Source organism: Mycolicibacterium cosmeticum (genome assembly GCF_000613185.1).
Taxonomy (GTDB): domain Bacteria; phylum Actinomycetota; class Actinomycetes; order Mycobacteriales; family Mycobacteriaceae; genus Mycobacterium; species Mycobacterium cosmeticum.
Genome location: NZ_CCBB010000001.1, coordinates 300,406 through 324,846 on the forward strand (window position 1 = coordinate 300,406; position 24,441 = coordinate 324,846).

General features: G+C 69.9%; 22 protein-coding genes. 11 read left to right on the forward strand and 11 right to left on the reverse strand.

The features are described from left to right. Positions 1 to 48: 48 nt before the first annotated feature. The 3 genes from BN977_RS01515 to BN977_RS01525 are packed head-to-tail and all read right to left on the reverse strand — an operon-like array spanning position 49 to position 4,185. The gene (locus tag BN977_RS01515; RefSeq protein ID WP_036395916.1) at positions 49 to 1,893 is read right to left on the reverse strand and encodes a mannosyltransferase YkcB-related protein; all 1,845 of its coding nucleotides are present in this window, start codon (positions 1,891 to 1,893) and stop codon (positions 49 to 51) included. A 14-nt stretch (positions 1,894 to 1,907) separates the two neighbouring features. Continuing rightward, entirely contained in the window at positions 1,908 to 3,437 is a 1,530-nt protein-coding gene (locus BN977_RS01520) for a sensor histidine kinase (protein WP_084172370.1), read from the reverse strand. A gap of 43 nt (positions 3,438 to 3,480) precedes the next feature. Next, positions 3,481 to 4,185 carry a response regulator transcription factor gene (locus BN977_RS01525; RefSeq protein WP_046872813.1) on the reverse strand — a complete coding sequence of 235 codons (705 nt, stop codon included), beginning with the start codon at positions 4,183 to 4,185 and terminating at the stop codon, positions 3,481 to 3,483. A 200-nt stretch (positions 4,186 to 4,385) separates the two neighbouring features. Between BN977_RS01525 and BN977_RS01530 the strand changes: the two genes are divergently transcribed. Continuing rightward, on the forward strand, positions 4,386 to 4,868 hold the full coding sequence (locus BN977_RS01530) for a hypothetical protein (RefSeq protein ID WP_036395923.1): 483 nt from the start codon (positions 4,386 to 4,388) through the stop codon (positions 4,866 to 4,868). Between the two features lie 8 nt (positions 4,869 to 4,876). On the opposite strand, the gene BN977_RS01535 is transcribed toward BN977_RS01530, so the two are convergent. Both BN977_RS01535 and BN977_RS32760 read right to left on the reverse strand, forming a co-directional pair. After that, complete coding sequence (locus tag BN977_RS01535; RefSeq protein WP_036395925.1) at positions 4,877 to 5,128, reverse strand: hypothetical protein; 252 nt, start codon at positions 5,126 to 5,128, stop codon at positions 4,877 to 4,879. Positions 5,129 to 5,239: 111 nt separating this feature from the next. Beyond that, positions 5,240 to 5,410: a hypothetical protein gene (locus tag BN977_RS32760; RefSeq protein ID WP_165576276.1), complete on the reverse strand. Its 171-nt coding sequence runs from the start codon at positions 5,408 to 5,410 to the stop codon at positions 5,240 to 5,242. Between BN977_RS32760 and BN977_RS32765 the strand changes: the two genes are divergently transcribed. Further along, a complete protein-coding gene (locus BN977_RS32765) occupies positions 5,409 to 5,558 on the forward strand; it encodes a hypothetical protein (protein WP_165576277.1) in 150 nt (49 codons plus the stop codon). The genes BN977_RS32760 and BN977_RS32765 overlap by 2 nt on opposite strands. A 7-nt stretch (positions 5,559 to 5,565) precedes the next feature. On the opposite strand, the gene BN977_RS01545 is transcribed toward BN977_RS32765, so the two are convergent. Next, positions 5,566 to 5,796 (reverse strand): hypothetical protein, encoded by a 231-nt coding sequence (locus BN977_RS01545; RefSeq protein WP_024453634.1) that lies wholly within the window; start codon positions 5,794 to 5,796, stop codon positions 5,566 to 5,568. A 115-nt stretch (positions 5,797 to 5,911) separates the two neighbouring features. Between BN977_RS01545 and BN977_RS01550 the strand changes: the two genes are divergently transcribed. Genes BN977_RS01550 through BN977_RS01565 form a run of 4 tightly spaced genes read left to right on the forward strand, consistent with a single transcriptional unit; the run spans position 5,912 to position 11,319 of the window. After that, a complete protein-coding gene (locus tag BN977_RS01550; protein ID WP_024453635.1) occupies positions 5,912 to 6,892 on the forward strand; it encodes an oligopeptide ABC transporter permease OppB in 981 nt (326 codons plus the stop codon). Beyond that, positions 6,889 to 7,806 carry an oligopeptide ABC transporter permease OppC gene (locus tag BN977_RS01555; protein ID WP_036395932.1) on the forward strand — a complete coding sequence of 306 codons (918 nt, stop codon included), beginning with the start codon at positions 6,889 to 6,891 and terminating at the stop codon, positions 7,804 to 7,806. The genes BN977_RS01550 and BN977_RS01555 overlap by 4 nt, the downstream gene beginning before the upstream one ends. Continuing rightward, the gene (locus BN977_RS01560; RefSeq protein ID WP_036395933.1) at positions 7,803 to 9,653 is read left to right on the forward strand and encodes an oligopeptide ABC transporter ATP-binding protein OppD; all 1,851 of its coding nucleotides are present in this window, start codon (positions 7,803 to 7,805) and stop codon (positions 9,651 to 9,653) included. The genes BN977_RS01555 and BN977_RS01560 overlap by 4 nt, the downstream gene beginning before the upstream one ends. Then, positions 9,640 to 11,319 (forward strand): oligopeptide ABC transporter substrate-binding protein OppA, encoded by a 1,680-nt coding sequence (locus BN977_RS01565; RefSeq protein WP_036395936.1) that lies wholly within the window; start codon positions 9,640 to 9,642, stop codon positions 11,317 to 11,319. Before BN977_RS01560 ends, BN977_RS01565 begins: the two co-directional genes overlap by 14 nt. On the opposite strand, the gene BN977_RS01570 is transcribed toward BN977_RS01565, so the two are convergent. Then, complete coding sequence (locus BN977_RS01570; protein WP_024453639.1) at positions 11,306 to 12,538, reverse strand: alpha/beta fold hydrolase; 1,233 nt, start codon at positions 12,536 to 12,538, stop codon at positions 11,306 to 11,308. The two genes, BN977_RS01565 and BN977_RS01570, sit on opposite strands and share 14 nt — an antisense overlap. Positions 12,539 to 12,628: 90 nt before the next feature. Between BN977_RS01570 and BN977_RS01575 the strand changes: the two genes are divergently transcribed. Together BN977_RS01575 and BN977_RS01580 are read left to right on the forward strand one after the other, a co-directional pair. Continuing rightward, a complete protein-coding gene (locus tag BN977_RS01575; protein WP_024453640.1) occupies positions 12,629 to 13,831 on the forward strand; it encodes an acyl-CoA dehydrogenase family protein in 1,203 nt (400 codons plus the stop codon). Positions 13,832 to 13,903: 72 nt separating this feature from the next. Next, complete coding sequence (locus BN977_RS01580) at positions 13,904 to 15,250, forward strand: LLM class flavin-dependent oxidoreductase (protein WP_036395939.1); 1,347 nt, start codon at positions 13,904 to 13,906, stop codon at positions 15,248 to 15,250. A gap of 13 nt (positions 15,251 to 15,263) precedes the next feature. On the opposite strand, the gene BN977_RS01585 is transcribed toward BN977_RS01580, so the two are convergent. Continuing rightward, positions 15,264 to 17,882: an AAA family ATPase gene (locus BN977_RS01585; protein ID WP_036395941.1), complete on the reverse strand. Its 2,619-nt coding sequence runs from the start codon at positions 17,880 to 17,882 to the stop codon at positions 15,264 to 15,266. Further along, positions 17,879 to 19,036, reverse strand: coding sequence for a metallophosphoesterase family protein (locus BN977_RS01590; protein WP_036395942.1), 1,158 nt, complete (start codon positions 19,034 to 19,036; stop codon positions 17,879 to 17,881). Before BN977_RS01590 ends, BN977_RS01585 begins: the two co-directional genes overlap by 4 nt. Before the next feature lie 67 nt (positions 19,037 to 19,103). Here BN977_RS01590 and BN977_RS01595 point away from each other — a divergent pair, with 67 nt between their 5' ends. After that, on the forward strand, positions 19,104 to 19,595 hold the full coding sequence (locus tag BN977_RS01595; protein ID WP_024453644.1) for a SixA phosphatase family protein: 492 nt from the start codon (positions 19,104 to 19,106) through the stop codon (positions 19,593 to 19,595). A 10-nt stretch (positions 19,596 to 19,605) separates the two neighbouring features. Here BN977_RS01595 and BN977_RS01600 read toward each other — a convergent pair whose 3' ends face one another. Continuing rightward, positions 19,606 to 20,151, reverse strand: a complete 546-nt coding sequence (locus BN977_RS01600) for a DUF3558 domain-containing protein (RefSeq protein ID WP_024453645.1) — start codon at positions 20,149 to 20,151, stop codon at positions 19,606 to 19,608. After that, positions 20,148 to 20,729 (reverse strand): DUF3558 domain-containing protein, encoded by a 582-nt coding sequence (locus BN977_RS01605; protein ID WP_024453646.1) that lies wholly within the window; start codon positions 20,727 to 20,729, stop codon positions 20,148 to 20,150. Before BN977_RS01605 ends, BN977_RS01600 begins: the two co-directional genes overlap by 4 nt. A gap of 104 nt (positions 20,730 to 20,833) precedes the next feature. On the opposite strand from BN977_RS01605, the gene BN977_RS01610 reads away from it, so the two are divergent. Both BN977_RS01610 and BN977_RS01615 read left to right on the forward strand, forming a co-directional pair. After that, the gene (locus BN977_RS01610; RefSeq protein WP_036398215.1) at positions 20,834 to 22,558 is read left to right on the forward strand and encodes an ABC transporter ATP-binding protein; all 1,725 of its coding nucleotides are present in this window, start codon (positions 20,834 to 20,836) and stop codon (positions 22,556 to 22,558) included. An 8-nt stretch (positions 22,559 to 22,566) separates the two neighbouring features. Further along, a complete protein-coding gene (locus tag BN977_RS01615; protein ID WP_191262684.1) occupies positions 22,567 to 24,441 on the forward strand; it encodes an ABC transporter ATP-binding protein in 1,875 nt (624 codons plus the stop codon).

Sequence of the window (24,441 nt, forward strand, 5' to 3'; positions counted from 1 at the left end):
TGGTTGGCTGCCGCGGTGTGTCGGTCGTTGGCGCACGCTATGTGAAACCTATGAATCCAGGGGGCGGGTCAGGTCGTACACCGTCACCCCGGTCACCGGCACCGCGGCGAAGTGACCCTGCACCCAGGACGCGATATCGGCGGCCTCCCGGCTGCCGCTGTTCTGGCCCCGCCAGTTGCCCATCAGCGCGGCGTGGATGAAGTAGTGAATCTGTTTCTGCGCCACCATATTCTGGAACTCCGCCAGGGTCGGCGCCGGGTCGGTGCCGTTGAATCCGCCGACCGCCAGCACGGGTGCGCCGGTGGCCAGCTGATAACCCGCGGCGTTGGTGGAGCCGACCGTCGCGGCCACCCAGGTGTAGTCGGCGGCGTTGGCGCTCAACAACGCTGTCAGGGCGGGCTTCGGGGTGGGCGCATCGAACGGGCCGCCGGAGAACCCGCGTCCCGGTCCCACCGACGGGATGGCCCCGCTGTGCGGATTGGCCGCGGTGGCCACGGCGTAGGCACCCGGTCCGGCCAGGCACGCCGCGGTTGCCAGCAGCGCCGCAACGGCCGTCACGACCCGCGGTAAGCGGCCGGCCGCCAGCAGCAGGACCGCCGCGCCGATCCCGACGACCGGCACCGCCGCACGCAGCCACGGCATCCACCCGGCCTGCCTGCCGAGCAGCACCGCGGCCAGCACGGCGGTGACCGCGACCATGCCGGCCAGCGCCGTCGCACACCGAACATCGGACCGGTTGCGCCACAACAGGTTTACCCCGATGGCCAGACACGCGCCGATGGCCGGCGCAAGGGCGACGGTGTAGTACGGGTGCAGGATGCCGTTGGCATAGCTGAACACCACGGCCGTCACCACCAGCCATCCGCCCCACAGGATCAGGGCGGCGCGGGTGGCGTCGGTACGCGGGGCGCGCCGGGTCAGCACCACACCGGCGACCAGAGCGATCAGTGCGGCGGGCAGCAGCCACGCGATGTGGGTGCCCATCTGAGCGCCCAGCAGCCGGCCCCAGCCCACGTCGTGGTTCATGTTGCCCAGGCCGCCGACCTCGTCACCGGTCAGCCGGCCCAGGCCGTTGTACCCCAGCGCCAGTTCGACGATGCTGTTGTGTTGCGACCCACCGATATACGGCCGCGACGCCGCCGGCCACAGCTCCACCAACAGCAGATACCACCCGCCGGAGGCCACCATCGCCAGCGTCGCTGCGCCCAGCCGCAACAGCCGGGCGCGCAGCGGTACCGCGGCGCAGATCAGATAGGTCGCGGCGAAGGCGGGCAGCACCAGGAACGCCTGCAACATCTTGGCCAGGAATCCGAATCCGACGGCCACGCCGACGGCCACCATCCACCACCGGCTGCTGCCCGGCTCGCAGGCCCGCTGCACGCCATAGGCGCCGATCACCAGCAGCAGCACCAGCAGTGCGTCCGGATTGTTGAACCGGAAGATCAGCGCGGCGGCCGGCGTCAGCGCCAGGACGGCCCCGGCCAGCAGCGCCGCCCCCGGGCCGCTGACCCGGCGCACCGCGGCGTACAGGACGCCCACCGCCGCGATGCCCTCCAGGGCCTGTGGCAGCAGCACGCTCCACGGGTGGAAACCGAAGAGCCGCACCGAGATATCCATCAGCCACAGTGCCGCGGGGGTCTTGTCGACGGTGATGGCGTTGGCGGCGTCGCTGGACCCGAACAGCATCGCGGTCCAGTCGGCGGCCCCGGCCTGCACGGCCGCCGAATAGAAGCTGTTGGCCCAGCCGCTGATGGACAGGTTCCACAGGTACAGCACGGCCGTGCCGGCGAGCAGCACGGCCAGCCCGATCCGCTCGCGCGCCGCGATACGGCGGGCGGGCGGCGCGGGCGGGGCTGCGGATAGCTCGGGAAGTACGGCGGTCACTGCGTCCATCCTGGCAACGGCCGCTACGAGGCGGTTTTGTCGGCGCTGTGCGTTGGCTGTGACTCTCCTCGGGGGAGGGTGACGACGAACTTGGTGTCGCCGGGAACGCTGTGCAGGTCGATCCGTCCGCCGTGCGCCCGGATCACGGCCGCCACGATCGCCAGGCCCAGGCCGGTGCTACCCATCCGGCGCGACCGCGACGAGTCACCGCGGGCGAACCGCTCGAACACCTCCGGCTGCAGTTTGGCGGGAATGCCGGGACCGTCGTCGGCGACGGTCAACTGCACGTCACCGCCGGGCAGCACGCTCAGCGAGGTGACCACCGAGGTTCCGGCCGGGGTGTGGGTGCGCGCGTTGGCCAGCAGGTTGGCCAGCACCTGGTGCAACCGGGCGTGATCGCCGGTGATGAGCACCGGCTCCTCGGGCAGGTCCAGCGACCAGTCGTGCCCCGGCCCGGTGGCGTGCGCGTCGCTGACCGCGTCGACCACCAGTTGGGACAGGTCGACCTGGGTGCGTTCCAGTGGGCGGCCCTCGTCGAGGCGGGCCAGCAGCAGCATGTCCTCGACCAGGGTGGTCATCCGCTGTGCTTCGGATTCGACCCGGCTCACCGCGTGCGCGACGTCGGCAGGCAGTTCGTCCCGCTTGCGTTGGGCCAGCTCGGTATAGCCCCTGATCGCCGCGAGCGGTGTCCGCAACTCGTGGCTGGCGTCCGAGACGAACTGGCGCACCCGGGTTTCACTGGCGTGCCGGGCCGACAGCGCCCCGGCAATGCGATCCAGCATGCGGTTCAGCGCGGAGCCGAGCTGGCCCACCTCGGTGTGCACGGTGTCGGCGTCGACGGCCACGATGTTGGTCGGCAGGTTGACCTCGCCCCGATCCAGCTCCAAGTCGGCGACGTCCCTGGCGGCGGCGGAAAGCCTTGACAGCGGCGCCAATTGGCGGCGGATGATCCAGATGCAGGCGACGATCGCGCCCGCCAGGGCGATGGCGGCCACGACGCACAGCATCGCCAGCACCCACAGCAGGGTGTCGTCGACGACGGTGGTCGGCAGGCCGACCACCACGACCCGGCCGCTGCGATGGGCGTGCAGCGCCAGCACCCGGTAGGAACCGAGACCGTCCAGATGCATGCCGACGGCGGTGTGCGTCGGGGGCACCGACGCCAACTGCGCCGCGGCGGTGGAGCTGATGTCGGCGGTGGCGCCCTCGGAGGTGATCACCCCGGCGTCCAGGGATCCGTCGTGCCCGATGATCATGCCCACCGTGCGGATCGCCTGGCCCGGCGCGTTGAGGAACCCCGGACCGGGGCCGGCCTCCGGGTCGAACCGGAAGACGACGGGGCCACCGACTTGGGGTGGGCCGTCCGGCGGCGGCGGCGGTGGGACCGGTGGTGGCGGTGGCAGGTCCGAGATGGCCGCCGACCGGCGGCCCGCCTCCAGCAGCTGGCTGTCCAGTTGGTGCACCAGGAATCGCTGCAGTGCGAACTCGGTCGCCGCGCCGATGCCGATGCACAGCAGCGCCAGCAGCGTGACCTGGGTGACCAGCAGCCGCATCCGCAGCGACCAGGTCCGGGGTGCCAGGACGCGGCTTCTCACCTCAGCGCGGCGGCCGCAGCACGTACCCCGCGCCGCGCAGGGTGTGGATCATCGGTTCGCGGCCGCTGTCGATTTTCTTGCGCAGGTAGGACACATAGAGTTCGACGATATTGGACCGGCCGCCGAAGTCGTAGCTCCACACCCGGTCCAGGATCTGCGCCTTGCTCAGCACCCGCTTGGCATTGCGCATCATGAAGCGCAGCAGCTCGAATTCGGTCGCGGTCAGGGTGATCGGGTCGCCGCCCCGGGTGACCTCGTGGCTGTCCTCGTCGAGCACCAGGTCGCCCACCACGATCTGGGCACCGCCGGCCTCGTTGGCCACGCCGGTGCGGCGCAGCAGTGCCCGCAGCCGCAACACCACCTCTTCCAGGCTGAACGGTTTGGTGACGTAGTCGTCGCCGCCGGCGGTCAGGCCGGCGATCCGGTCCTCGACCGAATCCTTGGCCGTGAGCAGCAGCAGCGGCAGACCGGGCTGCTGGTCGCGCAGTTTGCGCAAGACGTCCAGGCCGCTCATGTCCGGCAGCATGACGTCGAGCACCACCACGTCGGGCGGGTTCTCCTTGGCGAGCTCGATGGCGCTGGCGCCGTCCCCGGCGGTCTCGATATCCCAGCCCTCGTAGCGCAGGGCCATCGACACCAATTCGGCGAGCACCGGCTCGTCGTCGACGACCAGGACGTTGATCGGCTTGCCGTCGGCCCTGCGCATCACCACGCGTGCCGGGTCTGAGTCGTTGGTCATCCCGTTTGCCAGCCCATTCGTCACCGTCGTCACATCGTTCAGTATTCAAACAACGAATAGGGAGGCACTGTGGCGTTCCTATGCGCAAGCTATGAATGTTGCGGGGTCGGGGCACGGCCGAGCTGATTCACAGCATGCGCATAGCCAACTCGGTCACAGTGGGCGCCATGACGCAACATCGGCCTTGGGGCAAGCGGGTGACCCTCGCGGCGGTCGGGGTCGCCGCACTGATCGGCGGCCTCGGCGGTGGCGCGGTGTACGCCGCCACCGACGGAGGCGGCCGTGGCGGCGGCTTCGGACCCGGTTTCGGTCCTGGCGATTTCGGCCCGCCCCCGGGCGGTGGGCCATTCGCGGGTCAGATCCGTGCCGGATCGGGTCACGGCTCCGTCGACCCGGCCACCGTGCACGGCGAGTTCGTGGTCCCCGATGGGAACGGCGGGTTCCAGACCGACATCGTCCAGGTCGGCACGGTCACCGCGGTCTCGCCCACGTCGATCACCGCCCGCAGCGACGACGGCTACACCGCGACCTATGTGATCCCGCCGACCGCGGCGGGCAGCGCCGTGCCGTTCGGAGTGAACGCGAAGGTGAGCATCCGCGCCACCCGCACCGGCGCCACCCAGACCGTGACGACGATCGGGGCGTCGTAGGACGGCCACTAGTGCGGCACGGCGAAGCCGGACGGTGTGGTGAACGTGACCGGCGGCTCGTACACCGTCGGTTCCGGTGACTCCACCGCCGTTGTCTCCGTGACGGTTTCACCGATGGTGACCGGCGTCGTGGTCACCGGGCCGGGTGGCAGCGGGTCGGCACGACTCACTTCGCCGCCGCCGACGGCGAGCAAGCCCATCGCGACGACGGCGCCCCCGCCGACCCCGGCCGACAACAACTTCAGTTTCGATACATTCACGGCTGAACCCCTGCTCGTGCACGTTTCTGTTCGGTGCGGGCACCAAGCCCGTACCCGACGGGTAGCCGTGAACCCGCTCCGCGAAACCTGGGAGCCAGGGTGTGCGGACGTTCAGCCCTGTGGATCGGCGTTGGGCGCCTCCCCCGGATACAGCGGGACCTTGCCGCGGATCGCCGGAACGGCCATGGTGGTGGCCTCGACGGTCGGCACGAGGGAGGTGGTGGTGGCCACGCCGCCCGACGGCCCGGATGCCAGGTCCGCCGGCCCGGTAGTGGCAACCATGACCGCCCCGATGAGCAACGCGGTTGTGGCAAGACAACCGATCAACATGAGGATGATTTTCATGTCTCCAGCGAACGCCGCCGCGCTGGAAACCGGCTCGACGGCCGGTATGAACTACCTCGATATGAGCGCGCTGTGCCGCCGCTGAGCAGGCTTTACTTGGCGGGCCCGCGGATGGCGGGCACGGCCCGGGCCACGTCGGGCACCGTCGGGGGTGTCGGTTCCAGCGTCGTGGTGACGCCGATCTGCATCGTCTTGTTGTCCGCCATCGGCGCGGCGGTGTTGTCCGAGGTGAACACCGCGCTGAGCAGGCCGATGGCCAGGAAGGCGGCGGCGCCGATCGCGGCGGTCCACCTGTGTCGGGTCTTTGTGGCTGATGAGTTCATGCTGTGAGAGTGAAATGCATCACCCTGTGAAGAAGCTGACGCGCGGGTGTCAATTGGCCGGTAACGGGCTTGCGGCACGGTCATCTCCTACCCTGTGCGTCATGCGGGTGGTTCGATGACGCGGTTTTTGGCGCGACGACTGTTCAACTACATCGTGCTGCTGTTGCTGGCGTCCTTCCTGGCGTTCACGTTGGCGTCGCTGACCTTCCGCCCGCTGGAGAGCCTGGAGCAGCGCAACCCCCGCCCGCCGCAGGCCGTGATCGACGCCAAGGCCGCCGAGCTGAATCTGGACCAGCCGATCCCCCAGCGCTACGCCACCTGGCTGTCCGACACCGTCCGCGGCGACTTCGGCACCACGGTGGCCGGCCAGCCGGTGAGCGACGAGTTGTGGCGCCGGGTCGGGGTCAGCCTGCGCCTGGTGGTCATCGGTTCGGTCGCCGGGGCCGTCCTCGGCGTGGTGGTCGGCGCGTGGGGCGCCATCCGGCAGTACCGGTTCTCCGACCGGGTGATCACGGCCCTGTCCCTGCTGATCCTGAGCACCCCCACCTTCGTGATCGCCAGCCTGCTGATTCTGGTTGCGCTGCGGGTGAATTCGGTGTTGGGAGTGCGGATCTTCGAGTACACCGGCGAGACCTCACCCGATGCGATCGGCGGGACGTGGAACATCTTCGTCGACCGGATCCAGCATCTGGTGCTGCCCACCCTGACGCTGGCGCTCGGCTCGATCGCCGGCTTCAGCCGGTATCAGCGCAACGCGATGCTCGACGTGCTCGGCCAGGATTTCATCCGTACCGCCCGCGCGAAGGGCCTGACCCGGCGGCAGGCCCTGGTCAAACACGGTCTGCGCACCGCCCTGATCCCGATGGCGACGCTGTTCGCGTACGGGGTGGGCGGCCTGGTCACCGGCGCGGTGTTCGTCGAGAAGATCTTCGGCTGGCACGGGATGGGTGAGTGGTTCGTCCAGGGCCTGGCCACCCAGGACACCAACATCATCGTGGCGATGACGGTCTTCTCGGGCGCGACGGTGCTGCTGGCCGGGGTGCTGTCGGATCTGATCTTGGCGGCGCTGGATCCGCGCGTTCGGGTGGCCCAATGAGTGATCCGAGTTCGACGACCGCGAAGTCCGGTGTCGACGTCCAGACGTTCGCCTCCCGGCGCACCCTGGTCTGGCGGCGCTTCCTGCGCAACCGGCCGGCCGTGGTGGCGCTGGTCATCCTGGCCGTCCTGTTCGTGGGGTGCTACGCACTGCCGCCACTGCTGCCCTACAGCTACACCGATCTGGACTACTACTCCTTGCAGACCCCACCGAGCCCGAAGCACTGGTTCGGCACCAACGCCCTCGGCCAGGATCTGCTCGCGCTGACCCTGCGCGGCATGCAGAAGTCGGTGCTGATCGGTCTGTGCGTGGCGCTGATCTCCACGTTCATCGCCGCCGTCGTCGGCGCGGTGGCCGGCTATTTCGGCGGCTGGCGCGACCGCGCGCTGATGTGGGTGGTCGACCTGCTGTTGGTGGTGCCCAGTTTCCTGCTGATCGCCATCGCGACAAGGGGCACCCAGGGTTCGGGGGCGCTGCTGGTGCTCATCGTGCTGCTCGCGTCGTTCTCCTGGATGATCAGTTCGCGGATGGTGCGCGGACTCACCATGAGCCTGCGTGAGCGTGAATTCGTCACGGCCGCCCGCTATATGGGGGTCAGCGATGCCCGGATCATCGCCAGGCACGTGTTGCCCAACGTGGCGTCCATCCTGATCATCGACACCACCCTGAACGTCGGTGTCGCGATCCTGGCCGAAACCGGCTTGAGCTTCCTCGGTTTCGGCGTGAAGGCACCGGACGTGTCGCTGGGCACCCTGATCGCCGACGGCACCCCGTCGGCCACCACCTTCCCGTGGGTGTTCCTGTTCCCGGCCGGCGTGCTGATCCTGATCGTGATGTGCGCCAACCTGGTCGGGGACGCGTTGCGTGACGCCGTCGATCCGGGCTCGCGCCGGCTGCGGAGGCGGGCGAAATGAGCCTGCTCGAAGTCCGTGATCTGACCGTCGCGTTCCCCACCGATACCGAGCGGGTGCCGGCCGTGCGCGGCATCTCGTTCGAGATTGCGCCGCGCGAGGTGGTGGCCTTGGTGGGCGAATCCGGTGCCGGCAAGTCGGCCAGCGCGATGGCCGTCATCGGCCTGCTGCCCGAGTATGCCGAGGTCGGCGGTTCGGTGCGGCTGCACGGCACCGAACTGCTCGGCCTCGGCGACGACGAGATGTCGCGCATCCGTGGCCGTTCCATCGGCACGGTGTTCCAGGACCCGATGTCGGCACTGACGCCGGTCTATACGGTCGGTGACCAGATCGCCGAGGCGCTGCGGATCCACCAGCCGGGTCTCGATCGGCGCCGCGCCACGAGTCGGGCGATCGAATTGCTCGACCTGGTCGGTATCAACAACCCGGACCAGCGTGCGCGGGCGTTCCCGCACGAATTGTCCGGTGGCGAACGGCAGCGGGTGGTGATCGCCATCGCGATAGCCAACGACCCGGATCTGATCATCTGTGATGAGCCCACCACCGCGCTGGATGTCACGGTGCAGGCCCAGATCCTGGACCTGCTGCGCACCGCCCGCGATGTCACCGGAGCCGGCGTCCTGATCATCACCCACGACCTGGGTGTGGTCGCCGAGTTCGCCGACCGGGCGCTGGTGATGTACGCCGGCGCCGTCGTCGAAAACTCCTCGGTGTCAGAGCTTTACCGCAACCGGGCGATGCCCTACACCGCCGGGCTGCTGGGCTCGGTGCCCCGGCTGGACGCCCCACGTGGGCGGCGACTGGTGCCGATCCCCGGCGCGCCGCCGTCGATGGCCGCGCTGCCACCGGGCTGCCCGTTCGCGCCGCGCTGCCCGCTGGCCGCCGAGGACTGCCTGGCGGCCGAACCGGCGCTGCTGCCGATCGGGCCCGCGCACGGCGCGGCCTGCATCCACACCGACGGGGTGATCGGGCATACCGCGGCCGAGATCTACGGTGTACGAACCGAACCGAACGATCCCGGCGACGGCACCGACTCGCCGGTTGTGCTGCGGGTCAACGATCTGGTGAAGACCTACCCGCTGACCAAGGGGATGCTGCTGCGCCGCCAGGTCGGCGAGGTGCGCGCCGTCGACGGCATCAGCTTCGCCCTGCGCGAGGGCCGCACGCTGGGCATCGTCGGCGAATCGGGTTCCGGCAAAACGACGACTCTGCACCAGATCCTGGAACTCAAGGCGCCACAGTCGGGTTCCATCGAGGTGCTGGGCCGCGATGTCGCCGCGCTCGATCGCGGTGCCCGACGGCAGCTGCGCACCGACCTGCAGGTGGTGTTCCAGGATCCGGTGGCCTCGCTCGATCCGCGCCTGCCGGTGTCCGACGTGCTCGCGGAACCGTTGTCGGCCAACGGTTTCGACAAGTCCACCATCGCCACCCGCACCGCCGAGCTGCTCACCACGGTCGGGCTACGGCCGGAGGACGCCAGTCGCTATCCGGCCGAGTTCTCCGGCGGGCAGAAGCAGCGCATCGGCATCGCCAGGGCGCTGGCGCTGCAGCCGAAGATCCTGGCGCTGGACGAGCCGGTGTCGGCGCTGGACGTCTCCATCCAGGCGGGCATCATCAACCTGCTGCTGGACCTGCAGCAGCGCTTCGGTTTGTCGTATCTGTTCGTCTCGCACGACCTGTCGGTGGTCAAGCATCTGGCCCACGACGTGGTGGTGATGCACCGCGGCGTCGTCGTCGAACAGGGCCCCGCCGACACGGTGCTGACCGCGCCGCAACACGAGTACACCCGGCGGTTACTGGCCGCGGTTCCGCAACCGGAGGATAAAGTCGATCGCCATGAAGATCCGTAGCCTGACTTACGGGCTGGCTTCCGTCCTGTTCACCACGGCCCTGGTGCTGTCCGGCTGTTCCAGCGGCGAGCAGACCATCCCGCCGATCGGCGGTGACGCCACGCTGGGCTCCACCAACGACATCAATCCGCAGGACCCCAACACCCTGCAGCAGGGCGGCAATCTGCGCCTGGCGCTGCCCGCCATGCCGGCGAACTTCAACCCGCTCAACATCGACAGCGAGGGCACCGGGGCGGCCATGCTGCGCGCCACGCTGCCGCGCGCCTTCTTCGTCGCCCCCGACGGTTCGGTGACGGTGAACCACGACTATTTCACCAGCGTCGAACTCACTAGCGAGAACCCGCAGGTGGTCACCTACACCATCAACCCCAAGGCGGTGTGGACCGACGGCACCCCGATCACCTGGGAGGACATCGCCTCGCAGATCTACGCCACCAGCGGTAAGGACAAGCGCTACCTCATCCCGAGTTCGGCCGGCCAGGACCGGGTGGCGTCGGTGACCCGCGGTGTCGACGACCGGCAGGCCGTCGTCACCTTCGGTCAGCACTACACCGACTGGAAGGGCATGTTCGCGGGCAACACCACGCTGCAACCCAAGAAGATGACGGAGAACCCGGACGTCTTCAACAAGGGCCAGCTCAACGGTCCCGGACCGTCGGCGGGGCCGTTCATGGTGTCCAACGTCGACCGCACCGCGCAGCGCATCACGCTGGTGCGCAACCCGAAATGGTGGGGCACCCCGCCCCGGCTGGACAGCATCACCTATCTGGTGCTCGACGACGCGGCCCGGGTTCCGGCACTGCAGAACAACACCATCGACGCCACGGGGATCAGCTCGCTCGACGAGCTGCAGACCGTGCGCAGCACCCCCGGCATCTCGATCCGGCGGGCGCCGGCCCCGCAGTGGTATCACTTCACCTTCAACGGCGCGCCGGGCTCGATCCTGGCCGACCCCGCGCTGCGGGTGGCGGTCGCCAAGGGCATCGACCGGCAAGCCATCGCCAACGTCACCCAGCGCGGGCTGGTGGACAATCCCGTCCCGCTGAACAATCACATCTTCGTGGCCGGCCAGCAGGGTTACCAGGACAACAGCGCGGTGGTGGCGTTCGACCCGGAGAAGGCCAAGGCCGAACTGGATTCGCTGGGCTGGAAGCTCAACGGCCAGTTCCGCGAGAAGGACGGCCGCCAGCTGGTCATCCGGGATGTCTTCTACGACTCCAAGACCACCCGGCAGATCGCCCAGCTGGCGCAGAACAGCCTGGCCCAGATCGGGGTCAACCTGCAGCTGGAGGGCAAGCCGGGCGACCGGTTCTTCACCGACTACATCACCGTGGGCAACTTCGACATCGCCCAGTTCGCCTGGGTGGGCGAGGCGTTCACGCTGTGCTGCCTGAGCCAGATCTACACCACCGGCGCCGAGAGCAATTTCGGCAAGATCAGCACACCCGAACTCGACGCCAAGGTGAATCAGGTGCTCGACGAGCTGGACCAGGCCAAGGCGCGGGATCTGGCCAACGAGGCGGACAAGCTGATCTGGGCGGAGGGCTTCAGCCTGCCGCTGTTCCAGACGCCGGGCAACGTCGCGGTGCGCAGCAATCTGGCGAACTTCGGCGCGGCCGGCCTGGGCGACCTGGACTACACCGCGATCGGTTTCATGAAGCCCTGACCCGCCCCGGTAGCGCCGATTCGGCGGCGGTGGCCGCGGCCAGCGCCGAGATCACCAGACGCACAAGCGCTTTCGCCGGCAGGGCGTCGAGTTCGGCGGCGCGGCCGGGCAGTGCCGCCGCGACGCCGGCCCGCACGTCGGCGATCACCGCCAGGGCGGCCCGCTCGCGGGTGTCCAACACACTGTGCCCGGCGTTGGGCAGCTCCACCAGCACCGCGCCCGGGATCAGCCCGGCCACCCGCCGGGCCAGCGCGGGCGGGGTGACCAGATCGTGCCCGCCGGACACGACCACCGTCGGCCAGCTGAAGCGCGGCATCTCGGCGGTCAGGTCGAAGGGTTCGCCCTCGAAGTGCAGGCGGTCCGTGTTGGCCTTGGCCAGGCTGGCCGAGGGGTCCAGCGGGAGACCGTCGGGCACCCCGGCGAAGTCCAGTTCCCGGAACGCGATCCGGTTCACCAGGTCGTCTTCGCTGTGGAACGGCGCGGTGTGGTGCGTCATCCGCCGCGCCAGCTTGAGCGCGGACCACACCCAGGTCCGCCCGCTCAGCAGCAGGTCGATCTGGCGGCCCAACAACCCGGCGCCGCCGTAGCCGTACAGCGCGCCGGCCACCTGCCCGTCGGCGTCGCGCAAGATGCGCTCGTCGAGCAGCTTGCGCACCTTGGGTGCCAGGTCCGCCGTCTCCGGATCGATGCCGTCGAGCAGCAGGGCCCGGATGGCGGCCCGCATGTACTCGATGTCGTGCGCCGACAACACCGGCGAATCGAGCACCATCTGCGCCACCCGGTGTGGATGGCGGACGCCGAGTCCGGCCGCCAGGTAGGTGCCGTAGGAGGTGCCGTAGACCAGCGCCGAACCGACGCCGGCGTCGTCGAGCACGGCAGCGATATCGTCGATCACCTGCTCGACGGTGATCGCCTCCGGCGGCAGGTCGGCACCGGCATCGTCGTGCCGGGACAACCCCACCCCGCGGTGCTCGACCATGATCACGTCCAGGCCGGCGGCCGCGGCGTGCCGGCGCAGCCCCCGGTACGGCGCCACCGACGCCATGCCCGGCCCACCGGGGATGACCAGCAGCGGATGCGCCGACTTCAGGCCGGTGCGCACGTAGTACAGGTCGAACTCGCCGGAGCGCCCGGGCGCGATCGGCCGGCGGACGGGGCGCACGCCGGGCAGCCCGGCGAGCTTGTCGTGGGCCCGGCGGCGTTTGGCGGTCATGGTCATCGTGCCTTATTGTGCCCTGCCGTCATTCTTAGGTTCGCGGTGATCGCAAGCAGTGCGCCGCGGCCGGTCCACTCGGTACTACTTGTCGGCATGACCACCGTGGAAAACACCTCCCGGATCCTGCCCGGATCACCCGAATGGACCGAGCTGCTCACCCGCATCGGTTCCGGGGCCAAAGACCGAGACCTGAACGACGAGAACCCTTTTGACCAAGTCGCCGCGCTGAAGCGGGCCGGTTTCGGCACCCTGCGCCTGCCCGCCGAGCTCGGTGGCGCCGGACTGACTGTGCCGCAGCTATTCTCCGCCGTCATCGACGTCGCCCGAGCGGATCCCATTGTCGCCCACATCTTCCGGGCGCATTTCTGGTTCGTCGAGGAGCGGCTGCGTTCCGACGACCGGCGCTGGCTGGACCTGGTGGCCGACGGCAAGACGTTCGGCAACGCATTCAGCGAGAAGGGCAGCCTGGCGGTGGGCAGCCTGGTGTTCAACACCCGGCTGCTGCCCGCCGCCGACGGCGGGTACCGCCTGGACGGCGAGAAGTACTACAGCACCGGCTCCCTGTTCTCCGACTATCTGACCGTCACCGCGACCACCGACCACGATTCGGTGGCCACCGTGGTGCTGCCCGCCGACCGTCCCGGCGTCAAGCTGATCGACGACTGGGACGGGTTCGGCCAGCGCCGCACCGGTACCGGCACCACCACGTTCAGCGGTGTCGCGATCGCCGCGGACGAGGTGCTCAGCGACACCCCCTACGACGCGCAGCCGACACCGACGGTGCAGTACGCGTCGCTGCAGCTGTACATCCACGCCATCGTTGCCGGCATCCTGCAGGCCGTGGTGGACGACGGTGTGGCGCTGCTGCGGTCGCGGGCGCGTAGTTTCAGCCATGCGGTGACCGAGAAGCCGACCGAGGATCCGCTGTTGCAGCGGCAGCTCGGTGAGCTGGCCAGCACGGCGTACATCGCGCGGACCGCGGTGCTGGACGCGGCCGCCGCCATCGCCGCGGCCAACGCCTCCGAGGTCGACGGCGTGCCCGACGCCGATCTGGCCGCCGAGGCCCAGCTCAAGGCGGCCAAGGTCAAGGTGCACCTGGACGACGTCGCCCCCGAGGCGGCGACCCGGCTGCTGGAGCTCGGCGGGGCCAGCGCGTCCAGCCGGGCTCGCAACCTCGACCGGCACTGGCGCAACATCCGCACCATCACCCTGCACAACCCGGTGGGCCTCAAGGCCCGCGCCATCGGCCAGCACCTGCTGCACGGCACCCCCGTCCCGGCCAACGCCTACTTCTGAGAGCGATTTGTGGAGCCGTGGCCGTAATGAGTACGGCTGCGGCTCCACAAATCGCGGGGAAAGGACCCCAGCATGACCCGGCAACTACACCTCGGCGGCTTCCAGATCGCCTCGCAGGTCACCCACAGCCACGCCGCCTGGCGGCACCCCGGCAGCGACACCGGCTTCACCACCCCGGAGTACTACCACCGGATCGGGCGGATCCTGGAGCGCGGCAAGTTCGACTTCGTGTTCTTCGCCGACCTGCTGGCCGCACCGGTGCGTTTCGGGGCGGACATCACCGAGCCGCTGCGCCGCGGAACCCAGGCCACCGCCACCCTGGACCCGTCCATCGTGGCGGCCAGCATCGGCGCCGTCACCAGCAAGCTGGGCGTGGCGATCACCAAGTCCGCCACCTACTTTCACCCCTACGAACTGGCCCGCATCTTCGCCAGCCTGGACCACATCACCCGCGGCCGGGTGGCATGGAACATCGTCACCTCGCTGACCCAGAGCGAGGCGCAGAACTTCGGCCACGACGACCATCTGGACCACGAGTTCCGTTACGAGCGGGCCGACGAGTTCGTGCGCACCGCGCTGGAACTGTGGTCCAGCTGGGACCCCGACGCGCTGGTGCTGGACAAGGCCACCGGCGTGTTCGCCGATCCGGACCGGGTCCGGCGGGTGGAGCACGACGGCAGGTTCTTCAAGAGCCGCGGCCCGCTCAACGTGCCGCACTCACCGCAGGGCCGGCCGGTGCTGATCCAGGCCGGGGCGTCCAACACGGGCCGCGATTTCGCCGCCCGGTGGGCCGAGGCCATCTTCGAGATCGACCCGACGCCGGAGGGCCGGCGCGCCTACTACGACGACATCAAGTCGCGGGCAAGCAATTTCGGCCGCAATCCGGACGGTGTGTTGATCTTCCCGGCCTTCATCCCGTTCATCGGCGAGACCGAGTCGATCGCCAGGGAGAAGCAGGCCTTCCACAACGAGTTGGCCGACCCGATCTCCGGGCTGATCACCTTGAGCGTGCACACCGATCACGACTTCTCCCAGTACGACCTGGACGCACCGGTGGAGGACGTGCAGGTGACCGGCACGCAGGGCCTGTTCGACACCGCCCGCCGCGTCGCGAACCGGGACAACCTGACGTTGCGTGATATCGGCAAGTGGTACGCCCAGGGTGTACTGCTGCCGCAGTACGTCGGCACGGCTGCCCAGGTCGCCGATCAGATCGAGGAGTCGTTCCGCGCCGGTGAGGCCGACGGGTGCATGGTGTCGGCGGCCCAGAGCCCGGGCACCTTCAACGATTTCGTCGACTACGTGGTGCCCGAACTACAGCGCCGTGGCCTGTTCCGCACCGAGTACCAGGGCGACACGCTGCGCGATCACCTCGGGCTCAGTTCGACCACCGAGCGCGTGGCGCACGCGGTCGCGTAACCACGCGGGGACGTCAGGCGGTCAGTTCGATCAGGTGCGAGTCGGCGATGCCGGCGTACCGGTCCGGGTCACAGGTCAACACGATCACCTGACCATCGCCGGCCACCGAGTCGAACACCGCCGCCATCTTGGTCAGCCGGTCGGGATCGCTGAAGCCCAACGCGTCGTCGATGACCACCGGCACGGTGTCCTCCTTGGCCACCAGCGACGCGCACGCCAGCCGGGCCACGATCCCGATCTGCTCCTTGGCGCCGCCGGACAGCGATTCGTAGCCGACGGTCCGGCCACCGACGGTGCGGCTGCAGATCCGCAGCGAGCTGTCGATGTCGACCTCGAAGTCGGCCCCGAACACCATGCGGCCCAGCCGCTCGATCTCACCACGGAATGGCTCGATATAGCGCAGCCGCGCCGACTCCCGATGCCGTGTCATGACCGAGCGCAGCAGTTCGGCGGCCCGGGCCCGGCGCTCGATGCGCTGGTACTCCGAGTGCGCATAGGCCCGCTCGGACTCGGCGGCGTCGAGCGCGCCCTTGCGGCCCTGCGTGCCGTACAGTCGCAGTGCGGTGGCGACGTCGGCCAGTTCCGCGGCCGCGGCCGCCCGGTCCCGCTGGGCGGCCTGCGCCGCGGCGGTGGCTTCGGCCAGTGCCGTGGTCACCGCATCCGGTTGGGCCGCAGCGAGTTCGGCGTCCAGGGTGGCCACCGCGGCCGCCGCCGTCCTGGCGTGGTCTGCATCCGCCTCGGCCCGCTGGCGCAGCACGTCGTCGGCGGCCAGCACCCGCTCGCCGGCCAGGCGTTCGGTCGCGGCGGACAGTTCGGCCTGTGCGGTGGCCAGCTTCTCGCGCAACACGCTGGCCGCGACCGTCGCGTCGTGCAGGCGGGTACCCAGAGCGGCCGCCAGCCCGCGCAGTTCCTGGGCCGTGCGACCGGCATTCGCGGCGGCCGCCACCGCGGCGTCGAGTTCGGTTCGGGCCGCGTCGATATCGCCCTCGGGATGCGGTTCGCCGGCACAGAGCGCCCGGTGCCGGGCCCGCAACTGCTCCGGCGTCTCATCGCCGGTGAGCGCATCCACGGTGGCGCGCAACCGGTCCCGCGCGGCGGTGAGCTCGGCGCGCCGGGCGTGCAGTGCGCGGGCGGCCGCGGCGTCGGCGGCATCGCAGCGGCGCAGCACCTCGGCCAGCGCCCCGCGCGCCGCCTCCAGCGCGGCGGCGGTGTCCACCGCGTCGGCACCCGGGATCACCCGCGCCGACAACACCCCGGCGACGTCGATCTCGGTCGGCGCGGCGATGCCCGCCGACCATTGCTGGCCGGCGACCAGCACCATGCTCTGCTGGCCGGTGCGCACCTCGAGGTCGGCCAGCGCGACGAGTTCGACATGGGCCGAAGCGAGTTCGGCGCGGTCGGCCGCGCGCTCGACGGCCCGTTCGGCGGCCTCGACCTCACGCAGCAGGGCGTCGGTGATGACGATCGGCGCCAGTTCGGTGCCGATCGTCTGCAGTTCGGCCGCGGCGGCGTCCAGACGCGCCAGCCGGATAGCCAGCCGCGCCGCCTCGTCACGCGCGGCGAGCGCCGCCACGACACCTCGGGCCGCCTCCACCCTTGCCCGGCTGGTCTCGGCTTCGGCCTCGGCCGTGATCGCGGCCTGCTCGGCTGCCGCGTGCTCATCTCGCAGCGCGGCCTGCGCACGGGCCGACTCGGCGGCCACCGAGATCAATTCGGCTGCCGCGACGGACCTTTCGTCGATCTCGGCGCGCAGCCGGTCGCGCTCGGCGACGGCGGCGGTCGACATCCCGGACGTCGCCTTGGCGGCGTCGGCGATCAGCGCCGCCTTGTCCCGTGCCGCGGTGAGCCGCTGCACGGCCGCCGCGGCCTCCCGCGCCTGCGCCAGTCTGGTCTCCGCGACCTCGACCTGCGTCGTCCGTTCGGCCACCGTGGCGGTGAGCGCCTCGTGCCGGGCGACGGCGTCGTCGACCTCGGCCACCGCCGCGGCGCAGCTGGCCACCGCCTCGTCGGCCTGGTGCAGGCGGGCGATGGCCGCCGCCCACTCCCCGGTCGGGCGGCCGGTCTGGGTGAAGTAGGCCAGGTATTCGGCATCGATGCGGTCGACGAGCAGCGGATCGGCATCCCCGGCGGGCCCGGCGTCGTCGCCGGCACCGGCCGCCACATCCAGCGCCCGGGACAGCGCGTCGCAGCCGGACAGATCCACCGGTGCGGTCGCGGTCGCCTGCAGCACCCGCTGCGCCTGCCACAACGCGGTGTCCACGGTCTCGTCCAGCATGGCCAGCACCCGCTCGTGCGCCTCGTCACCGGTGAGCTGCTCACGGCGTGGGGCCAGCACGGTGAGCTCCGTCTCGGCGCGCTTGTGGAAGCGTTTGCGGTAGACGAAACGATATGGACCGGTGGAGATCTCGGCGATCACCTCGGAACCCACGTCGGCGTGCGTGGGCTTGACGGCCTTGACCTCTTTCTTGGCCGACCGGTCCTTGGCCATCAGCAGCAGGTCCAGCGCCTCGATCATCGACGACTTGCCGATCTCGTTGGCGCCGCTGATCACCACGACGCCCCGGTCGGGGAACTCGATCTCGCGGTGCGCCACCCCGCGGTAGTTGACGAGTGTCAGCCGGTGCAGCTTCATGCCGCGCTCCCCTGCCCGCCGGGGCCGGCCAGGCGCAGCAGCAGGGCCAGCGCCGAGCGGGCGTCGTCGGCGTCGGCACCGTCGGTGCGTGCGGTGGCCATCAGTTCCTGCACCGCGCCCGCGGCGAACCCGCCGATGGACAGATCGTCGAACTCGCCGTCGGCCGGGATCACCGCGATGTCGGTGTGCCGCTCCCACAGTCGCAGGGAGGCGAACAGCCGGGCGTAGCGGTCCAGGCAGGCGTCCAGCTTGGCCTTGTCGGTGACGGTGAGCGACCCGGTGAGCACCATCCGCACGACGGTGCGGTCCTTGTCGGGCAGCTGGTCCAGGTTGATGTCCAGGCCGGCGATATCGCGGTCGTCGTCCACCTGGTGCCGCAGCGTGATGAAGCGCCACCGCCCGACCCGCCGGGCCTGCACGCCGGCTTCGTCACCGTCGAGGTCGACCACCAGCACATGGCCCGGGTCGGCTTCGACGTCGTCGTAGTTGGTGACCTCCGGTGACCCCGAATACCAGACCCGGCCGGTGTCCCCCACGCGGGTGCGGGAATGCTTGTCCCCCAACGCGACATAGTGCACCGCACCGCGGTCCAGCGCGTCGTGCAGCGCGGCCAGCCGGATCAGCGACGGTTTGGCCGGATCGGGATCCAGCACGTCGACCCCGCCGTGTGCGACGAGCACCCGCAGCGTGCCGTCGGCCGGCAGGGACTGCAGCACCGCGCCCGCCAGGTCGGTGGTGGGCGCCTTGGAACGCCATGGGGCCGCGACGATTTCGAGACCGGGCCGGACCTCGAACACGCCGTCGCGGTCGAGCACCGTGACGTTGTCCGGCCGTTCGGCCAGGAACAGTTCGCTGGTGTAGACGGATCCGGCGTCCAGCGGGTCGTGGTTGCCGGGCAGCAGGTAGACCGGAACCCCGATGGCCCGCATGGCCTCCAGCGATTTGCTGACCTCGGCGGGGGCGAGCTGGTTGTGCTCGAACACGTCACCGGCGACCACCACGAACTCCGCCCCCGTCTCCGCGGCCAGCGCACCGAGACCGGCCACGGCCTCCCGGCGCGCCGCGGAATAGCGGTGCTGGGCGTCGGCGCCGCCGGCATTGAGGAAGTGCCGGGTCATACCGAGTTGCCAGTCGGCGGTGTGGATGAAGCGCATGACGGGGAGTCTAAGTTCGACCGCCGACAAGTCCCGGGATGCGCATCGGCATGGCTACTGTGAACCGGTGCGAACCCTGATCCTGCTGCGGCACGCCAAGTCGGACTACCCGGCCGGGGTGCTCGACCACGACCGCCCGCTGGCGCCACGGGGCATCCGGGAGGGCGCGCTGGCCGGGGACTGGCTGCGCAAACACGTGCCCGCCGTCGACGCGGTGCTGTGTTCCAGCGCGACGCGGACGCGGCAGACCCTGGCCCGCACGGAGATCGAGGCGCCGGTGCAATACGTCGACCGGCTCTACGACGCCACGCCGGGGATCGTCCTGGCCGAGATCAACAAGGTTCCGGCCGAGGTGGGGACCCTTCTGGTGGTGGGGCACGAGCCGGTGATGTCGTCGCTGGCGCTGGGCCTGGCCGGGGACGGCAGCGCACCCGAGGCGCTGGAGGCCGTCGGGCACAAGTACCCGACATCGGCGATCGCCGTGCTGCGCACCGAAAAACCGTGGCATGCGCTGGAACTGGACGGTGCCGCGCTGGTCGCCTTCCACGTGCCGCGTTAGCGGCGGCGCGTCACGAACTGGTGGCCAGCGTCAGCTCCATCAGCTTGAGCGCCATCGCGCAGGCGTCGATGCCGGGGGTCTGCGGGTTGACCCACCAGCCGACGACGCCGCTGGCGTCGCTGGCCACCCCGCACGCCCCGTTGGCCGCCGGGTTCTTCATCACGATGGACGGCACCCCGGCCACCGCGCGGTTCTCCACCTGGTACTTCAGCTTGTCGGCGACCTGCTTCTCGTTGTCCAGGCTGCCCTGCTCGAACCAGAACCGGGTGATGTCGATCAGGCCGGCCGGGTTGGCGGCCTGCCAGCGGCAGACCGCGCCGACGAAGGTGCTCTGGATGTCCAGCGGGTCGGCGCCGACCGTCTTGGCCAGGATGTCCTCGGTGAGGACCTCGCATTCCTTGAGCAGGTTCGGGTAGGTCTTCTGCGAGTCGTCGTTGCGCGGCACGTCGCCGGCGCCGGCCTTGACGGCGGTGCCGTCCACGGTCGACGAGCAGCCGGCCAGCAGCGCGGTTGCCGCGGCCGTGGCGGCCAGCACGCGGAGGAGGCGGCGGCTCATTTGGCGTTCACAATCGATTGGCGGGTCAGTTCCTTGGCGATGTCGCACGGGTCCGGATAGGGCTTCTCGGCGAAGCTGATGGACCACTCGATGAAGTCGTCGTCGAACTGGATGCCGATCTCACACAGGCTCTTACCGAGCACCGGGTCCTCCCCGACCGCGATGAATCCGTTGCGCCCCTCGATGGTGATGTCGTCGACGCTGGCCCGGGACAGTTCCTCGGTCTTGCGCTCACGGCCGATCGGGCTGCCGCGGAAACTGGTGAACGAGAAGTGCGGGCCGACGATGCCGCCACCGGCCAGCCACTGGCAGCCCACCGAGTTGCGGGCGGTGTTGACCAGGCCGGTCACCTTGGTCAGCTGCGCGACGGTCTGGTCGCTGATGCCGCCGCACTCGGGAAAGATCGGGCCGTGCTTGGCCGCGGGCGCCGACGCCGTGCTGGACGGCACCTGCGGTGAGCTCGGGGCGTCCGAGTCGGAGCAGGCCGCGAGCGCGGCGACGGCTGCGGTCGCCAGGACCAACGTCTTCGCGGGACCGCTGAATCGGCGGTGGCCTCGTCTGGGGGTCACGACATGCACTGTAGCGGCAGCCGGGCGCGAACCGCTGTCATGCACATTGACCTGCCCTTTCGTGTCCGGCGCCAATGACGGGCGGGCACAGGGTGGTGTGCGACAGTAGCCAGATGCTCTGGGCGTTGCTGCGGCGGTACGTGCGGCCCTACCGCGGGCTGCTCACCGTGGTGGCCGTGCTGCAGGTGATCAGCACGCTGGCGTCGTTGTATCTGCCGACGATCAACGCCGACATCATCGACGACGGCGTGGCCAAGGGCGACACCGGCGCGATCGTGCGGCTGGGGGCCGTGATGCTCGGGGTGACCGCCCTGCAGGTGTTGTGCGCGGTGGGCGCGGTGTTCTTCGGGTCCCGCGCCAGCGTCGGGTTCGGCCGGGATCTGCGGTCGGCGATCTTTCACCATGTGCTCGGTTTCTCGGCCACCGAGACGGCCCGCTTCGGGGCGCCGACGCTGCTGACCCGCACCACCAACGACGTCCAGCAGATCCAGTTGCTGGTGCAGATGACGTCGACGATGCTCATCACCGCACCGATCATGGGCGTCGGCGGGATCGCCATGGCGGTGCACCAGGACGCCGGCCTGTCCTGGCTGCTGTTGATCAGCGTGCCGGTGCTGGCCGTGGCCAACTATCTGGTGATCCGCAAGCTGCTGCCGATCTTCCGGTCCATGCAACGGCTCATCGACGGGATCAACCGGGTGCTGCGCGAGCAGCTCTCCGGCATCCGGGTGGTGCGCGCCTTCGCCAGGGAAGCGCTGGAACGCGGCCGGTTCGAGGAGGCGAACCGGGCCCTGACCGACACCGCGATCACCGCCGGGCGCTGGCAGGCGATCATGCTGCCGGTGACGACACTGGTCATCAACGTCTCCAGCGTGGCGTTGATCTGGTTCGGGGGCATGCGCATCGACGCCGGGCAGATGCAGGTCGGTTCGCTGATCGCGTTCCTGGCCTATTTCATGCAAATCCTGATGGCCGTGCTGCTGGCCACGCTGCTGCTGGTGCTGTTGCCGCGGGCGTCGGCGTGCGCCGAGCGGATCACCGAGGTGCTCGGCACCGCACCGCAGATCACCGACCCGGCCGATCCGGTGCCCGTCGAGACACTGCGCGGCGAGATCGAGCTGCGCGGCGCGACGTTCAGCTATCCGGGCGCGGATCGCCCGGTGGTGCAGGATGTTTCGCTGACCGCGCGGCCGGGCACGGTGACCGCGATCGTCGGTAGCACCGGGTCGGGCAAGTCGACGCTGGTGTCGCTGATCTGCAGGCAGTACGACGTCACCGCGGGCGCGGTGCTGGTCGACGGCCGCAACATCCGCACCTACGGCACCGAAACCCTGTGGTCGGCACTCGGATTGGTACCCCAGCGCGGCTACCTGTTCTCCGGCACGGTCGCCGAGAACCTGCGGTACGGGCGCAGTGACGCCACCGAGGACGACATGTGGGCGGCGTTGCGGGTGGCCGACGCCGAGGAGTTCGTCCGCGCCGACGCCGACGGGCTGCAGATGCGGGTGGCCCAGGGCGGGATCAACTTCTCCGGCGGGCAGCGGCAGCGGCTGGCGATCGCCAGGGCCGTGATCCGCAGGCCCGCGGTGTATCTGTTCGACGACGCGTTCTCCGCGTTGGACGTCCGCACCGACGCCCGGGTGCGGGCCGCGCTGCGGGCGGTGTCGGACACCGCGACGGTGATCATCGTGTCGCAGCGGATCTCGACGGTGACGGCCGCCGACCAGGTGATCGTCGTGGACGCCGGCCGGGTGGTGGGCGCGGGCACCCACGAGTCGCTGCTGCGGGATTGCCCGACGTACGCGGAGTTCGTCGACTCGCAGACGGTGACAGCGTGACCAGACCGATGCGCGGGATGCCGCAACCGCCGGCGGCTCGATCCCGGGATTTCCGCGGCTCGGCGATCCGGTTGGTGAAGAGGCTGACCCCGCAACGCGGTCTCACGCTGGCGGTGATCGCGCTGGGCGTGGTGGGCATCGCGATCGGCGTGATCGGTCCGCGCATCCTCGGCCACGCCACCGACCTGCTGTTCAACGGGGTGGTGGGCCGCGGCCTCCCGGCCGGGATCAGCAAGGACCAGGCGATCGAGGCGGCCCGCGCCCGCGGTGACACCGCGTTCGCCGACCTGCTGTCCGGCATGAACGTGGTGCCCGGCCACGGCGTGGACTTCGGCGCGGTGGGCCGCACCCTGCTGCTCGCCCTGGGCCTGTATCTCATTGGTGCGCTGGCGATCTGGATCCAGGCGCGCATCCTCAACGTCGTCGTGCAGCGCACCATCGCCGCACTGCGCGCGGAGATCCAGGACAAGGTGCACCGGCTGCCGCTGTCCTATGTGGACGCCCGGCAGCGCGGCGAGTTGCTCAGCCGGGTGACCAATGACGTCGACAACGTGCAATCGTCGCTGGCGATGTCGATCAGTCAGCTGCTCACCGCGGTGCTGACGGTGCTGGCGGTTCTGGTGGCGATGCTCACCATCTCGCCGCTGCTGGCGCTGCTGACCGTACTGACGGTGCCGCTGTCGCTGCTGGTGACCCGCGCCATCACCCGCCGCTCGCAGAAACTGTTCGTCGCGCAATGGACCAACACCGGCCGGCTCAATGCGCATATCGAGGAGACCTACAGCGGTTTCACCATCGTCAAGACCTACGGGCATCGCGAGCACGCGTCGGCGCAGTTCGCCGAATTCAATGCCGACGTGTACCGGTCCAGCACGGGTGCGCAGTTCCTGTCCGGTCTGGTCGGGCCCGCCACCACGTTCGTCGGCAATCTCAGTTACGTGGCCGTCGCGGTGGTGGGCGGGGTGCAGGTGGCGACGGGGCAGATCACCCTGGGCAGCATCCAGGCGTTCATCCAGTACGTCCGCCAGTTCAATCAGCCACTGACCCAGGTGGCGGCGATGTTCAACACGCTGCAGTCCGGGATCGCCAGTGCCGAGCGGATCTTCGACGTGCTGGACGCGCCGGAGGAGCCGCCCGACCCACCTCGCACGGTCACGATATCCATCGTAGGCCGGGTGGAGTTCGACCGGGTCGGCTTCGGGTACCGGCCGGACACCCCGGTGCTGCAGGACGTGTCGTTGGTCGCCGAACCGGGAATGACGGTGGCGATCGTCGGGCCGACCGGGGCGGGCAAGACCACGCTGGTGAACCTGCTCATGCGGTTCTACGAGGTCGACTCGGGCCGAATCCTGCTGGACGGCACGGATATCACGGCGATGCCGCGGGATGCGCTGCGGTCGCGCATCGGCATGGTGCTGCAGGACACCTGGCTGTTCGGCGGCAGCATCTACGACAATATCGCCTATGGCCGGCCGGACGCGACACCCGACGAGGTGCACGACGCGGCGCGCGCCGCGTACGTCGACCGGTTCGTGGCCACCCTGCCCGACGGCTACCAGACCAAGATCGGCGAGGACGGCGGACGGCTCAGCGCCGGCGAGCGCCAGTTGGTCACCATTGCCCGTGCGGTGCTGGCCAGACCGCAGCTGCTGATCCTGGACGAGGCGACCAGCTCGGTGGACACCCGCACCGAGTTGCTGATACAGCAGGCCATGGCCGAATTACGAAGGGACCGGACCAGTTTCATCATCGCGCATCGGCTGTCCACCATCCGTGACGCCGATCTGATCGTGGTGCTGGAGCATGGCCGGATCGTCGAGCAGGGCACCCACGCCGAGCTGCTGGCGCGCGGCGGCGAGTACTGGGCGATGGCCCGACCCTGA

Excerpts from the sequence above, each read along its gene's own strand:
- BN977_RS01585 (WP_036395941.1), bottom strand. The coding sequence starts at position 17,882 with ATGAAGCTGCACCGGCTGACACTCGTCAACTACCGCGGGGTGGCGCAC.
- BN977_RS01550 (WP_024453635.1), top strand. The coding sequence starts at position 5,912 with ATGACGCGGTTTTTGGCGCGACGACTGTTCAACTACATCGTGCTGCTG.
- BN977_RS01545 (WP_024453634.1), bottom strand. The coding sequence starts at position 5,796 with ATGAACTCATCAGCCACAAAGACCCGACACAGGTGGACCGCCGCGATC.
- BN977_RS32765 (WP_165576277.1), top strand. The coding sequence starts at position 5,409 with ATGACCGCCCCGATGAGCAACGCGGTTGTGGCAAGACAACCGATCAAC.
- BN977_RS01530 (WP_036395923.1), top strand. The coding sequence starts at position 4,386 with ATGACGCAACATCGGCCTTGGGGCAAGCGGGTGACCCTCGCGGCGGTC.
- BN977_RS01555 (WP_036395932.1), top strand. The coding sequence starts at position 6,889 with ATGAGTGATCCGAGTTCGACGACCGCGAAGTCCGGTGTCGACGTCCAG.
- BN977_RS01600 (WP_024453645.1), bottom strand. The coding sequence starts at position 20,151 with ATGAGCCGCCGCCTCCTCCGCGTGCTGGCCGCCACGGCCGCGGCAACC.
- BN977_RS01570 (WP_024453639.1), bottom strand. The coding sequence starts at position 12,538 with ATGACCATGACCGCCAAACGCCGCCGGGCCCACGACAAGCTCGCCGGG.
- BN977_RS01515 (WP_036395916.1), bottom strand. The coding sequence starts at position 1,893 with ATGGACGCAGTGACCGCCGTACTTCCCGAGCTATCCGCAGCCCCGCCC.
- BN977_RS01520 (WP_084172370.1), bottom strand. The coding sequence starts at position 3,437 with ATGCGGCTGCTGGTCACCCAGGTCACGCTGCTGGCGCTGCTGTGCATC.
- BN977_RS01590 (WP_036395942.1), bottom strand. The coding sequence starts at position 19,036 with ATGCGCTTCATCCACACCGCCGACTGGCAACTCGGTATGACCCGGCAC.
- BN977_RS01560 (WP_036395933.1), top strand. The coding sequence starts at position 7,803 with ATGAGCCTGCTCGAAGTCCGTGATCTGACCGTCGCGTTCCCCACCGAT.
- BN977_RS01580 (WP_036395939.1), top strand. The coding sequence starts at position 13,904 with ATGACCCGGCAACTACACCTCGGCGGCTTCCAGATCGCCTCGCAGGTC.
- BN977_RS01610 (WP_036398215.1), top strand. The coding sequence starts at position 20,834 with ATGCTCTGGGCGTTGCTGCGGCGGTACGTGCGGCCCTACCGCGGGCTG.
- BN977_RS32760 (WP_165576276.1), bottom strand. The coding sequence starts at position 5,410 with ATGGTTGCCACTACCGGGCCGGCGGACCTGGCATCCGGGCCGTCGGGC.
- BN977_RS01575 (WP_024453640.1), top strand. The coding sequence starts at position 12,629 with ATGACCACCGTGGAAAACACCTCCCGGATCCTGCCCGGATCACCCGAA.
- BN977_RS01615 (WP_191262684.1), top strand. The coding sequence starts at position 22,567 with ATGCGCGGGATGCCGCAACCGCCGGCGGCTCGATCCCGGGATTTCCGC.
- BN977_RS01525 (WP_046872813.1), bottom strand. The coding sequence starts at position 4,185 with ATGCGCAGGGCCGACGGCAAGCCGATCAACGTCCTGGTCGTCGACGAC.
- BN977_RS01565 (WP_036395936.1), top strand. The coding sequence starts at position 9,640 with ATGAAGATCCGTAGCCTGACTTACGGGCTGGCTTCCGTCCTGTTCACC.